Origin of the sequence: Marseilla massiliensis (assembly GCF_016899855.1) — a bacterium.
Classification (GTDB): domain Bacteria; phylum Bacteroidota; class Bacteroidia; order Bacteroidales; family Bacteroidaceae; genus Prevotella.
The window spans coordinates 1-14,658 of record NZ_JACJJG010000067.1; the positions used below are offsets into that span (position 1 = coordinate 1).

Consider the following 14,658-nt stretch of genomic DNA (forward strand, 5'->3'; position numbering starts at 1 on the left):
AAACAAATAATACTTGATTTCTCTTATGTCGTGACATTTGTCTTAACTCCTTTACTCCCTATTAACTCCTTAACTCCAAATAAATCATATCAGGCTTATAAATTTCTTTGTGATATTGAACGACCCTTCGGCCAGTCGGGCCCAGAAGTCGAAGTATTGTGAGGCCTTCGTGTCCTTTAGTGGCATGTCGCTGATTACGCGGAAGCTGATGAAAGGCACTCCGTAGATGTGGCATGTCTGGGCTATCGACGTGCTCTCCATGTCCACCGCTACGGCTTTGGGAAAGCGGGCGAGTATCGCTCGCATCTTATTCTGCGTGTTGACGAACCATTCGCCGCTGACAATCAGTCCCTTGAAGGCTGTTGACTGTCCGCACGCGGCAAGCGCCTTGTCAACCAGGTCAGCAGGAGTATGGAACGCTTCGGGCATGCCCATAATCTGCCCGAAGCGGCAGTCGTCGCCGCAATAAGCGTCATGGTAGCGGTATTCGGTGCCTATTACTACATCGCAAACGTTCATGCGGTCATCTGCGCCGCCGGCAACGCCTGTCGAGATGATCAGGTCCGGACTGTAGTAGTTAATCATCTCTACCGTACCTATGGCAGAGTTTACCTTACCTATACCGCACTTCTGCAAGATTATTTCCTTGCCGTCAATGCTTCCTAATATAAAATCTTTCTTGTTACGCCTCTCTACCGTGGATTCTTCAAGCAGCCCTTTTAATTGTACAAGCTCCTTGTCCATGGCGACGATAATGCCTATTTTCATCTGTGAATATCTTTTATTTCGGCGCAAAGATAGTGCTTTTTAATGAGAAATGAATAATGAAAAATGAAAAATCGGGCTTTGCCTGACATCCTTTTTGTTTGCCATAATGAGCGGTTTCAGTACCGTTTTCGTGACGTATTGTTCTCCGCTTTCCGACGGTTAACGCCTCTGTAACGGTCTTGCGGCACGATATGGTGATGCGTAGGATGGCCTGTTGCCTGTTTTAACATAAATTCTCTCGTTCTGGATAACGCTTTGTTAATCAGTGTTTTATGATTTAAAGAAAATGCGATTGCTATATTTTGATTGCTGAACACGGTCTATTCGCAATATAAAAGGTCGTCAATTGCAATGCTAAAGACGGCCTTTTACACCCTCATTGACGGTCTTTGACATGCCAAAAGACCGTCTTTTGTATTGCGAATAGTGCAATATTAGAATACAAATAGGTTATTCGCATAATATATTCGCTCGTTTATGCCATTCTGTTTCGCTATTTCTTGATTTTTAAATGTCAAGACTTTGGAAAACCGTTAATGTCATTTAGAGCGGTAAATATTGTGTTAGTGTGATAAAATGAAACTTTAGCCTTCGCCTCTCTCGTCTTGTTATATTTATCCGCAGGTATTCGCGTTGATTTGAACGGCAACCATGTTAAACGTCGCTCATTCGTCCGTTGCCGTTTGTCGGGTGCATGATTTCCCATTATTCATTCATCATTTTTCATTTTATTAATGTAGGATTTTTCATTATTCATTCTTAATTCTTCATTTAATCTATTACTTTTGCATCGCTAAACGAAAATAATGTAAAATATATAAAGACAATGGAAACATGGAAAAAATGGTTGCCTGACGTGTTGGCCGTAGTGTTGTTCGCGCTCATTTCGTTCGCTTACTTCTTCCCGGCAGACATCGAGGGCAAGATTCTTTACCGTCACGACTCGGCCGCAAGCAAGGGATTAGGCCGTGAAATGGCTGAATACAAGGCCCAGACGGGCGAGGTAACGCGTTGGATGAACTCGGTGTTCAGTGGTATGCCCACCTATCAGTCGGCGCCTGAATATACCAGCACAAAGGGTGTCCAGGGTGCCCTCAGCGTGTATCACCTATTCTTGCCCGAGAACGTATGGTATGTCTTTGCCTATCTTCTCGGCTTCTATATTTTGCTCAGGGCATTCGACTTCAGGCAGTCACTTGCCGTTCTTGGTTCCATAATATGGGCTTTCTCTACGTATTTCCTCATTATCATTGCCGCCGGACATATCTGGAAGGTCATGGCCTTGGCCTACCTGCCGCCGATGATAGCCGGCGTGGTGCTGTCGTATAGGGGCAAATACCTGTGGGGATTCATAGTTACGGCTATATTTTCGGCTTTCGAGGTTAATGCCAACCATGTGCAGATGACATATTACTTCCTCTTCGTCATCCTGTTCATGATTATCGCTTACCTTGTCGACGCCATACGGAAGAAGGAGCTCGCGCGCTTCGGCAAGGCCACGGCCGTGTGTGCCGCCGGTGCCGTCATCGGCATTTGCCTTAACCTGAGCAACCTTTACCACACGTGGGAGTACAGCAAGGAGACCATGCGCGGCAAGAGCGAGCTGGTGAAGAAGGACGTTGCCAACCAGACGTCGACCGGACTTGACCGTGACTATATCACCCAGTGGAGCTACGGAATAGACGAGACGTGGACGTTGCTCGTGCCGAACACAAAGGGTGGGGCAAGTGTTCCGCTGGTTGAAAGCGAGACTGCCATGAAGCATGCCGACCCTAACTTTGCCCCGATATACCAGCAGCTCGGCCAGTATTGGGGTGAACAGCCCGGCACGCAAGGCCCCGTCTACGTGGGCGCTTTTGTTCTAATGCTGTTCATCCTCGGCCTGTTTATCGTCAAGGGACCCATGAAATGGGCGCTCTTGGCTGCCACGGTGCTCTCCGTATTGTTGGCATGGGGCAAGAATTTCATGCCCTTTACCAACTTCTTCATCGACTATGTGCCTATGTACGCCAAGTTCCGCACGGTGGCGTCAATACTTGTCATAGCCGAGTTTACCATCCCGTTGCTTGCCATGTTGGCGTTGAAGAAAATCGTAGATGAGCCCGAAATCCTTACGAAACGTATCAAGACCGTATATCTCAGCTTCGGCCTTACGGGCGGTATAGCCATACTTTTCGCCTTGTTCCCCACGCTGTTCTTCTCTGACTTCATATCGTCTAACGAGATGAAGGCGCTCATGACGCTGCCGCAGGAGTATGTCAATCCTGTTATCGACAACCTGCGTGATATGCGAGAGGCCGTCTTTACGGCCGACTGCTGGCGTTCGGCGCTGGTCGTTGTGATAGGCACGCTCTGCCTGTTGCTCTTCAAGGCCAGGAAGCTTAAGGCCAATTACATGGTCGGCGCGATAATAGTGCTCTGCCTGATAGACCTCTGGCAGGTCAACAAGCGCTACCTTAATAACGACATGTTCGTGCCGAAGAGCGAACGTGAGGCCCCGATACAGGAGACGGAGACAGACCGTATAATCCTCCAGGACAAGACAGATCTCGGCAATTACCGTGTGCTCAACCTCGCGTCTAATACCTTTAACGAGAACGAGACGTCATATTTCCACAACAGCATAGGCGGTTACCACGCAGCCAAGTTGCGCCGTTACCAGGACATGATAGACATGTACATTGCGCCGGAGATGGGCAGTCTCATGCAGGCTGTGGCCCAGGCAGGCGGAGATATGTCCAAGGTCAACGGCGACAGCATATTCCCCGTGCTCAACATGCTCAACGCCCGATACTTCATACTGCCGCTGCAAGACGGACAGACAGTGCCTGTGCAGAATCCGTACGTGTACGGTCCGGCCTGGTATGTTGACAATTTGACTTACGTTGACAATGCCAACGCCGAGATAGAGCGTGTCGGCAAGATGGACATACGCCATGAGGCTGTGGCCGACAAGCGGTTTGAGGCACAGCTGAAGACCGCCGTAAAGCAGGACAGCACTTCTGTTGTTAAGCTTACGTCATATATGTCTGACCGACTGACGTATGACGTTAACTCGTCAAAAGGCGGCGTTATAGTATTCTCGGAGGTTTATTATCCCGGGTGGACTGCCACCGTCGACGGACAGCCTGTTGAACTCGGACGTGTAAACTACCTGCTTCGTGCCGTGAATGTAGCGCCCGGCAAGCACAAGATAGAACTGGCGTTCCATCCCAAATCGGTAACTACTACCGAGACTATAGCTTATGTCGCTTATGCGGTACTGCTACTTGCCATTCTCCTTTTGGCATACATTGAATATAGAAAGAAGAGAAAATAGTTAAGAATTAAGAGTTAAGAATTAAGAAAAATACTCCTGTTGATAAGCGTTCAAGGCATTTTTTCTTAATTCTTAACTCTTAATTCTTAATTCAAAAAAACGTTGCACAAAAATGAAAAGACTACTATCCTTACCACCAAACCTTGTAAACTGTTTTCACGAAATTACCGGATATTCACGCGATGAATGGTTTTGCACCAGCGACCCGGTGGGTTGTAAGCTCGGTTCGGGCGGCGGTTCTACGTGGCTGTTAGAGGCCTGTTACCGTGAGCATGGCGACGGAATGACGTTCGACGAGTGGCTCGCCGCAGACCGCAGGCTGCTGCTTCATGCCGGCGGACAGAGCCGCCGACTGCCTGCCTACGCGCCGTCGGGCAAGGTGCTGACGCCCATTCCCGTGTTCAGATGGGAGCGCGGGCAGCGCCTTTCACAAGATCTGCTGTCGCTGCAGGTGCCTCTTTACGAGCAGATAATGAGCCAGACGCCGGCCAACATGCACACGATGATTGTGAGCGGCGACGTCTACATACGCGCCACTCAGCCCCTGCAGCCCATTCCCGAGGCAGATGTCGTGTGCTACGGACTGTGGCTTGGCCCCGAAATAGCCAAGGATCACGGGGTGTTCGTGTCCAAGAGCGACACTCCTTCGGTGCTTAAGTGCATGATGCAGAAGCCGTCCGTAAAGACGTTGGGCGAGCTGCTGAAAGACCACTTCTACCTTACCGACATCGGAGTGTGGCTGCTTAGCGACCGCGCAGTGCGCCTGCTGATGGCCCGTTCACGGCAGGGCGACGGCCTGAAGAACTATGATTTGTATTCGGAATTCGGCTGTTCGCTCGGTACGGAGCCGTCAATCGTCGACGAAGAGCTCAACTCACTGAGCGTGGCGGTGCTTCCGCTGCCCGGCGGAGAGTTCTACCACTTCGGCACGAGCCATGAGATACTGTCGTCAACGCTGGCCATACAGAATCTCGTTAACGACCAGCGCGAGATTATGCACCACTCGCTGAAGCCGCATCCGGCCATGTTCGTGCAGAACGCAGTTACCCGAACTGCCATCACCGAGGCAAACCAGAACCTCTGGATAGAGAACAGTTACGTGGGCGAGGGATGGACTTTGGCGCACGAGAATATAATAACCGGCGTGCCGGAGAACGACTGGCACGTGGAGTTGAAGCCCGGATGGTGTGTCGATATAGTGCCCGTAGGCGAGACGGAGTATGTCGTTCGCCCTTACGGATACGGCGACAAGTTCCGCGGGAGCTTGCTTGACGTGGCGACGGAGTTCATCGGACGGCCGTTCACGGAGTGGGCTGCCGAGCGCGGAATAAGCATTGACGATATAGAGGGAAACGCCGATTTGCAGTCGGCACGCATATTCCCCGTGTGCCGTAACGTGGCCGAAGCGGGACTGGCATTGCGCTGGATGCTTGGCGAACCGGGCCTTGACGAGGGTCGTAAGGTATGGAACGAATGCACGAGGAAGCTCAGCGCCGACGACATTTCGGCTGAGGCCAATCTGCAAAGGCTTGTCGCTCAGCGCCGCGCGTACCGCTCCCAGAACTGGGCAGCGTTGGCCAAAAACTACGAGCACAGCGTGTTTTATCAGACAGACCTTGACGATGCGGCCCGTGAGTTTGCGCAGTTTGGCATACAAGAGCCTGCCCCGATAGCCGACACGGCGCCTCTGCTGACACGCATACACGACTCTATGTTCCGCTCGGAGCTGGCCCGCCTGCGTGGAGAGGAGTGCCAAACGGCTGAAGACAAGGCGTTTACCCTGCTGCGCAACGGGCTTACCGTGCAGGCGCTGACCGAGAAACAGCAGCCCCGCATGTCGGTTTACGGCGACCAGATAGTGTGGGCGCGCAGTCCGGTACGTATCGACATAGCCGGCGGATGGACCGACACGCCGCCTTACTGCCTGATGGAAGGCGGCAGCGTGGTCAACCTTGCCATCGAGCTTAACGGCCAGCCGCCATTGCAGACTTACGTGCGCCCGTGCCGCGAGCCGCGCATCGTGCTGCGCAGCATTGACCTCGGCGCCGTTGAGGAGGTATATACTTACGAGCAACTGGCCGACATGCGCCACGTTGGCAGCCCCTTCTCAATACCCAAGGCGGCGCTGGCGCTGGCCGGATTCCTGCCCGAATACAGTCTTGAGACGTATCCTACGCTTGAGAGCCGACTGCGCGCGTTCGGCTGCGGACTTGAGATTACGCTGCTGTCGGCCATTCCCGCGGGCAGCGGACTTGGCACGAGCAGCATGCTGGCGTCAACCGTCTTGGGCGCGCTGAACGACTTTTGCGGACTGGCATGGGACAAGAACGAGATTGGGCGGCGCACGCTCGTGCTGGAGCAGCTGCTCACCACGGGCGGCGGATGGCAAGACCAGTTCGGCGGAATACTGCAGGGCGTCAAGCTGTTGCAGACTGCGCGCGGCTTTGACCAGAGTCCCACGGTGCGCTGGTTGCCGTCAGACCTGTTCACACGGCCCGAGTACAAGCCCTGCCACCTATTATATTACACGGGCATAACGCGCACGGCGAAGAGCATATTGGCCGAGATTGTGCGCCGGATGTTCCTCAACCAGAGCGACGAACTGCGCCTCTTGCGCGAGATGAAGCGCCATTCGTTCGACATGTACGAGGCCATACAGCGCGCTGACTTTACCCAGATGGGCCGGCTGGTGCGCAAGACGTGGTCGCAGAACCGTGCCCTCGACAGCGGCTCTGACCCCTCTGACGTGCGCCGCATGACTGACCTTATCGACGACCTGGCCCTTGGCTACAAGCTGGCGGGTGCCGGTGGTGGCGGCTATCTGTATATCGTGGCGAAGGACCCCGACGCTGCCGCGCGCATAAAACAGGTGTTCAACGACAACAGGCCGAATGCCAACGCCCGCTTTGTGGACATGTCGCTAAGCGATAAAGGCCTGCAGGTGAGCCGCAGTTAAGCGCCTGTCTGAAGGCATAAACATACCGGCCGGTAACCGGCTGATAATCAGATGCCATCGGTAGTTAAAGGAGTTAAAGTAGTTAACGTTCGCTTTGCTCACTAAGTAGTTAAAGACAAAAGCCTTGTAGGGTTATGTTTGGTTAACTGTAATATGGGTGTTTGCGGATATTCATTTAATCAGATACTTTATAAAAGGCCGTCTTTCGTGTCGCGAAAGACGGCCTTTTAGCGTGCAAAAGATGGCCTTCTGGTTCGTAAAAGACGGCCTTTGGGATTACATCCGCAAATCTGTTGGATGAATATTAACTTTTACATTAAAGACGAACACTAATTGAATGCATCCTCCGTAGGGGTATAATTTATTATGCCCGCACGTTTCGTAAGAAACGTTTTTGGCTGATTAACACATGTCTGAACGCTCTTTCAGCGCGTGTGGACATAATGAATTATGTCCCTACAATGGCGCATTTGAACGTCTATTAGCTGACAAGAGAAACCGTGCAGTGATTGCGCTAAACGTCAATACGTCGAATTGAGAAATGCGGGGATGGTCTTTTGGTATGTGCGGGGCGGAAGAATGGCGGGGCGGAAGTAACTTAATGGCCGACGTGTAATCGTTTTACGGCGAAAAAGAGTATATTTGCAGCCTGTTAAGGACTATATAATATAATAAGGTATGGAGTTCAGGACGAGAGTGAAGATTGACCGCCCGGAGTTTGAGATAGGGCCGTGTGAGGAGATGTTGTTCGTTGGTTCGTGTTTCGCGGACAACATAGGGCGGCGCTTCAAGGAAGAGAAGTTCCGCGCTACGGTCAATCCCTTCGGCGTGATGTATAACCCCGCGAGTATCCTGCACACCGTAGAGCGCACTGAAGCGGCGCCCCGAGTGGCGCTGTTTACGCTCGGCACGAATCATGTGTACATACTGAACGAGACGGGCGAGATTGTTGACAACTGCGCCAAAAGGCCGCAGCGGCTGTTCACCGAGCGTGAGCTTACGATTGACGAATGCGTCGGTTATCTTGGCAGGGCGGTCGACGTGCTCGTAGGGCGGCGCCAGGACGTGAGGGTGATAGTGACCGTCAGTCCGATACGCTACGCCAAATACGGCTTCCACGGCAGCCAGCTGTCTAAGGCTGTGCTGCTTCTTGCGGCTGACAAACTTGTGCGTGAGCGGCCTGGGCGGGTGTCTTATTTTCCCGCATACGAGATAGTAAACGACGAGCTGCGCGACTACCGCTTCTACGCCAAGGACATGCTCCACCCCTCGGAACAGGCCGTTGAGTATATTTGGGAACTGTTCTCGGAGGCCTATTTCTCGCCCGAGGCAAAGCGGTTTATTGCCGAATGGCGTCCTCTGAAGGAGGCCCTGGGGCACAGGCCGCTGCATCCCGAGTCGGCGGAGTATAGGGATTTCATGGATAAAACTATGTTAAAAATATCCGAACTATCAAAAAAATATCCGAACTTTGCACTCTGACTGTAGACGGGCGACAGGCATACAAGTTGACAAGGGTTTTTGACTTGTTGAAAGGCAAGTGTTATATGTATGTTAAGGTGTTGTCCGGACAATGGTTGCATATGGTAAAAACAAACCTCCTTGTCTGCTTGTTGCTTGTAAACTTGTCACTTAAATAAAATAGATATGCTTTATTCCATTGAAAAAGTAACGACTCTCATCGGCGCGCGCCGCTACGGCACGGCCGACAGCGCGATAAGCTGGATACTGACGGACAGTCGCAGTGTCTGCTTCCCGGAGGACACTTTGTTCTTCGCCATACGCTCCGAACGTAACGACGGGCATAGGTATATAGCCGACTTATACCGCCGCGGAGTGCGCAACTTCGTAGTGGAGACATTGCCCGAAGACTATGCCACGGCCTACGCCGACGCCAATTTCCTGCGCGTGCCGCACACGGTCGAGGCTCTGCAACGCCTTGCCGAGCGCCATCGTGACGAGTTCAACATCCCCATAGTGGGTATAACGGGTAGCAACGGAAAGACCGTAGTGAAGGAATGGCTTTACCAGTTGTTGTCACCGCAGATGGTAGTGACCCGCAGTCCGCGTAGCTACAACTCTCAGATAGGCGTGCCCCTGTCTGTCTGGCTGCTGAATGAACGGAGCCAGGTAGGCGTGTTTGAGGCCGGAATAAGCCAGCGGGGCGAGATGGATGCGCTGCACGACATAATACAGCCGACCGTAGGAGTGATTACAAACCTCGGCACGGCACACCAGGAGAACTTCTCGTCAATGGAGGAAAAGTGCATGGAGAAGCTCAAGCTATTTCATGACTCCAAGGCCATAGTCTACCCTTATGATGACGAAACGGTGCGCCGCTGCGTGGCAAGTCTTGACTATAAGGGCGAGCGGATAGCATGGTCGATGACCGAGCCGAACGCCCGCCTATATATAAATAAGGTGGAGAAGAGCGGCGTAACGACCACCGTGCACTATACGTTTGACGGTCGCCCGGGCAGTTATTCGCTGCCTTTCATCGACGAGGCGTCGGTTGCCAACTCGGTAACCTGTGCCGCCGTAGCCTTGTATCTCGGCCTTGACGGCAACCAAATCGCAGCCCGCATGGCCGTAGTGGAGCCCGTTGCCATGCGCCTGGAGGTGAAGGAAGGACGTCATGGATGCACACTTATAAACGATTCTTACAACTCCGACGTCAACTCGCTCGACATCGCCCTCGACTTCATGAGCCGTCGCCCTGACCATGCCGGACGCAAACGCACGCTCATACTGAGCGACATCTACCAGAGCGGAAAGGACGGCGAGGCACTGTATAAGGAGGTCTCTGACCTGTCGAAGACGCGCGGCGTAGAGAAATTCATAGGCATAGGCCCCGAGATTAGCGCCCATTCCGCCGTTATAGACATACCCGAGAAATACTTTTTTGGCGATTGCCAAGACTTCATCTTGAGTCCGGTGTTTGCCTCGCTGCATGATGAGGTAATCCTGTTGAAGGGTGCGCGCAGGTTCAGTTTTGACCATCTGACAGAACTGCTGGAGCAGAAGGTGCACGAAACTATACTCGAGGTAAACCTCAACGCTGTGGTTAAGAACCTTAATTACTACCGTTCTTTCATGAAGCCGACCACCAAGCTGGTGTGCATGGTTAAGGCCGACGCCTACGGTTCGGGCGCTGTTGAGGTGGCAAAGACGTTGCAGGACCACCGTGTTGATTACCTTGCCGTCGCCGTTGCGGACGAAGGCGTGACGCTGAGGAAGAACGGAATAACGTCGAACATCATGATTATGAATCCCGAAATGACAGCTTTCAAGACGATGTTCGACTACGACCTTGAGCCGGAAGTGTACAGTTTCCGACTGCTTGAGGCTCTTGTCAAAGCCGCGCAGAGGGAAGGCGTGACAGGATTTCCCGTCCATATAAAGCTGGATACAGGCATGCATCGCCTCGGTTTCAATCCTCTTACCGACATGGACGAGCTTATCAGCCGCCTGAAACGGCAGAACGCGGTTATCCCGCGCTCGGTGTTCTCACACTTTGTAGGCTCTGACAGCGATGATTTCGACAACTTCTCGGCCCACCAGTTCGAGCTTTTCAAGCGGGGAAGCGAGAAACTTCAGTCGGCGTTCAGCCACAAAATAATACGTCACATGGACAATTCCGCCGGTATAGAGCACTTTCCTGAACGCCAGCTTGACATGTGTCGCCTCGGTCTCGGACTGTACGGCATTGACAGCAGGGATAATTCCGTAATAAATAATGTATGCACGTTGAAGACCACGATACTGCAAATCCATGCTGTGCCGAAGGACGAAACCGTGGGCTACAGCCGCAAGGGAATACTCACAAGGGACAGTCTCATTGCCGCAATTCCTATTGGTTATGCCGACGGACTTGACCGTGGGCTTGGATGCGGGCATTGTTATTGTTTGGTAAACGGCAAGAAAGCGCCGTATGTAGGCAACATCTGCATGGATGTAGCGATGATAGACGTTACGGATATAGACTGCAAGGAGGGTGATTCCGTTGAAATCTTCGGCGACAATCTGCCTGTCACAGTCCTTTCGGATGCCATTGGCACAATACCTTACGAGATGCTTACAAGTATCAGCGGCCGTGTGAAGAGAGTCTATTTCCAGGACTGACATAATCCTGAGTGTGAAGTATTGAGCATGGAGACAATGTTGTTTGCACGGTATTTAAACAACATTGCAAAGCATGAATATTCATTCTCGACTCTTCACTTTTTGTCCAAAAGCTATTGACATACTGTCTTGTTAAGCTAATTTAACGAGACGGTATGTCTTTTTTAATGAAAAAACAGTAACTTTGCGCAAACTTACTTAAACAATACTATAAATCAAAATAATAGAAATGAATCCAATTCAAACAACTAAGATGACCAACTTTCGCTGGGTCATTTGTGCTTTGCTTTTCTGTGCAACGACGGTAAACTACCTTGACAGGCAGGTACTTTCGTTGACATGGAAAGATTTTATAGCACCTGAGTTCCACTGGAATGATGCCCATTATGGCATGATTACCGGTTTCTTCTCTGTGTTTTATGCCGTTGCTTGCTTGTTTGCTGGTAAGTTTGTTGACTGGATGGGCATAAAGAAAGGTTACATTTGGGCTATATTCATCTGGTCTTTGGGTGCCTGTCTGCACGCCGGTTGCGGTTGGGTAACCATGGAAGTTGAGGGACTTGACTCCGTTGCGGCGCTCCGTGCGGTTGAAGCAGGCAGCGCAATGGCTGTAGCTATCGCGACGCTTAGTGTTTGGCTGTTCCTTGTTTGCCGTGCAATCCTTGCCCTTGGTGAGGCTGGTAACTTCCCGGCAGCAGTCAAGGTAACCGCCGAGTACTTCCCAAAGAAAGACCGTGCTTTCGCAACTTCTATCTTCAACTCCGGTGCTTCAGTCGGCGCTTTGGCCGCTCCGCTCACCATTCCGGTGCTCGCAAAGCATTTCGGATGGGAGATGGCGTTCATCATTATCGGTGCTATCGGTTTTGTTTGGATGTTCTTCTGGGCTCATCTTTACGAGAAACCCGACAAGTCAAAGCGTGTAAACAAGGCCGAGCTTATCTACATCAACCAGGACGATGAGGAAGGAGCAAATAAGGCTGAAGAGGTTAAGGAGGAGAAGACTATTCCTTTCATGCAGTGTTTCAAGTACAAACAGACATGGTCGTTTGTCGTCGGAAAATTCTTTACCGATGGTGTTTGGTGGTTCTATTTGTTCTGGGCTCCGGCTTATTTCTCTGACCAGTTCGGCTACGAATCATCTTCAACGATGGGTATGGCGTTGATTTTCGTTCTTTATCTTATCGTTACAGTCCTGTCAATTTACGGCGGATATTTGCCCAAACTGTTTGTTGAAAAGAAAGGAATGGGGCCGTATGCAGGCCGTATGCGTGCGATGTTGATATTCGCGTTCTTCCCATTGTTTGCGTTGTTTGCTCAGCCATTAGGCGCTAACTCGGCATGGTTCCCGGCTATAATTATCGGTCTTGCGGGCGCTGGTCACCAGGCATGGTCGGCCAACTTGTTCTCCACTATCGGTGACATGTTCCCCAAATCGACAATCGCAACAATCACAGGTATCGGTGCTATGGCCGGAGGTATTGGCTCACTGCTCATCAACCTCGGCGCTGGTGAGTTGTTCAAGTATGCCGGTGACATGGGAGCTGCATTCACGTTCCTCGGTTTTGAGGGTAAGCCCGCCGGCTATATGATTATCTTCTGCATTTGTGCGGTGGCTTATCTGTTGGCTTGGATTATTATGAAGACTCTCGTTCCGAAGTACAAGCCGATAGTTGTTGAGTAATAAGTTGTTTCATTTATATCAAAAGAGGAGCGCCTATGCGGGCGTTCCTCCTTTTTGTTTGTGCCGTAAAATGTCGGTATAGAGTTGGCCGTGTTGGCGTAATGTTGTTCCTGCGTCGGTCTTGTGCTGTTACGATGTAGTTGTGTAAACCGTTATTTATTGCCGAAAGCCACGCTGAAACGTAGCATCCCTACCACGATTTCGCGGCTATGTGAGCGTATGAAATGCATCGCCGGTTGTACGGATAGCCAGTCGTTCAGGGGCACGAGGCATGTCGCCTCGGCGTCAAGCTCGTTGCCCGTGCGGTCATGCATGCGGTTAACGGCCACGCCCGCCTGGATGTTTCTTTTCCCGATGCCGTTCACGGTAAGTCCCGTGCCCCAGTATCCGTGCGTGTTCTTTGTGTACCGTGTCATCACCGAACCCTGCATCAGCAGGCACCATTGTGTAGTGCCGACGTACATGAAGGGTTGCTCTACCAGTAACCACAGCCCCGATTTGCCTACCAGCCCCTCGTCGTCGCCGTCGCCAGGGGCACGTCCCGCAATGTAGCCGATGGTGTAGCTTGCGGGATTTTCACCGCGGTTTTCGCGTTCGTATGTCACGCTTCCTATCGAGAAATATCCGTCGTGCCCCGGCTTTACGCGGAATTGCCGCTTCAGGCTCTCGTCCGCAGCGCCGTTATATATGCTGGCCTTAACGGTAAGTCCATTGACTGGATAAGCCTCGATGTGTATTCCGAGCGCGGCCATGGGGTATGTCGCCAATGGGTAGTTGTTGGATAATGTGGGGAAGTCGGCGTCGGCAGGGGCGGTGAACAGGCTCGTTGACGGCGATGTAAAATAGTCGGTGTCGATGTTGCGCAGGCCTACCGAAACGTATGCCCATTGCCCGAAATGCTGTCCGAGCGACGCTTGTATCAGGCGGAACGCCTTATTTGTCGGCGTATATATGTTCGAGAAGCCCAGCAGGTTGTCGCTTACGTTCTTGTTGGTGGTGTATGTCGATATAGCCTCTCCTTCAAGATGTGCGCCCTTCCACAGGCCAACGTCTATGCCCGCGCTGAGCAGGTTAACCCACACGACCTTCCCGTCAGACATGTTCCAGCCAACCTCGGTATTGCCCTCAACCGCCCACGTCACCCTCGGTTGGGCACGTCCGATAGTGGCGCAAAGCATTATGACGATGGCTGCCGCCAACTTTGACGGTGGCGTAAAACTCTGTAAACCAACTGATTGAATAAACCTTACCATTAAAGTATCCTCCTTTCAGTAATCTTATTGCCTGTACCTCATTGCCTGTTTCATGCCGCTTGTCGGCAAACGGGCAGTTGTAGCGAATGCATGTGCAAAGATAGTACTTTTGAAAATATATTTACGTAAAAGGTATATGCCCTTTTATGATAATTTAAGATATAACCATTGCCCACGGCTTTCGTGACGACACTCTAAACTATTTGTCTTGTCCTGGCAAAAGTTGACACATTTATGAACAATAAAAAATGTGTAAAACAATGCGAAAGAATCCAACAAAGTACAGCGAGGAGTTCAAATTGAGCGTCCTTCGTGACTATTACTCGTCAGGCATGAGCAAGCGCAAGTGTGCAAAGAAGTATGGCCTGTGTAATCCGACGTTATTGTCGTCATGGCAGTCAAAATATGGTGAGAAAACCTTATCTTTGCCGTCGGAAGAAGAATACGACGACATGGCAAGACGCAGCAAGGAGGAATACAGGGATGAGAACGCGGCCCTGCGCAAGCGCGTGCGCGAGTTGGAGAAGGCGCTTGCGTACTCGCGTTTGGAGACGGAGGC

The 14,658-nt window shown here is 51.6% G+C and carries 8 protein-coding genes; 6 read left to right on the forward strand and 2 right to left on the reverse strand.

The genetic code is table 11. The features are described 5' to 3' along the window. Window positions 1-84 precede the first annotated feature (84 nt). Complete coding sequence (locus H6A34_RS10505) at window positions 85-768, reverse strand: 5'-methylthioadenosine/adenosylhomocysteine nucleosidase (RefSeq protein ID WP_205105480.1); 684 nt, start codon at window positions 766-768, stop codon at window positions 85-87. Window positions 769-1,594: 826 nt separating this feature from the next. On the opposite strand from H6A34_RS10505, the gene H6A34_RS10510 reads away from it, so the two are divergent. From H6A34_RS10510 to H6A34_RS10530, 5 genes are all read left to right on the forward strand, one after another. Further along, window positions 1,595-4,087 carry a YfhO family protein gene (locus tag H6A34_RS10510; RefSeq protein ID WP_205105481.1) on the forward strand — a complete coding sequence of 831 codons (2,493 nt, stop codon included), beginning with the start codon at window positions 1,595-1,597 and terminating at the stop codon, window positions 4,085-4,087. 82 nt (window positions 4,088-4,169) lie between these two features. Beyond that, the gene (locus H6A34_RS10515; protein WP_338088659.1) at window positions 4,170-7,043 is read left to right on the forward strand and encodes a bifunctional fucokinase/fucose-1-phosphate guanylyltransferase; all 2,874 of its coding nucleotides are present in this window, start codon (window positions 4,170-4,172) and stop codon (window positions 7,041-7,043) included. Window positions 7,044-7,721: 678 nt separating this feature from the next. Then, complete coding sequence (locus H6A34_RS10520) at window positions 7,722-8,525, forward strand: GSCFA domain-containing protein (protein WP_205105483.1); 804 nt, start codon at window positions 7,722-7,724, stop codon at window positions 8,523-8,525. 165 nt (window positions 8,526-8,690) lie between these two features. Continuing rightward, window positions 8,691-11,165 (forward strand): bifunctional UDP-N-acetylmuramoyl-tripeptide:D-alanyl-D-alanine ligase/alanine racemase, encoded by a 2,475-nt coding sequence (locus tag H6A34_RS10525; RefSeq protein ID WP_205105484.1) that lies wholly within the window; start codon window positions 8,691-8,693, stop codon window positions 11,163-11,165. Between the two features lie 229 nt (window positions 11,166-11,394). After that, window positions 11,395-12,846 (forward strand): MFS transporter, encoded by a 1,452-nt coding sequence (locus H6A34_RS10530; protein WP_205105485.1) that lies wholly within the window; start codon window positions 11,395-11,397, stop codon window positions 12,844-12,846. 152 nt (window positions 12,847-12,998) lie between these two features. Here H6A34_RS10530 and H6A34_RS10535 read toward each other — a convergent pair whose 3' ends face one another. Then, window positions 12,999-14,099, reverse strand: a complete 1,101-nt coding sequence (locus H6A34_RS10535; protein WP_205105486.1) for a carbohydrate porin — start codon at window positions 14,097-14,099, stop codon at window positions 12,999-13,001. Window positions 14,100-14,359: 260 nt separating this feature from the next. Between H6A34_RS10535 and H6A34_RS10540 the strand changes: the two genes are divergently transcribed. After that, window positions 14,360-14,658 (forward strand): transposase (locus H6A34_RS10540; RefSeq protein ID WP_205102961.1); only part of this gene is annotated, 299 nt, incomplete at its 3' end.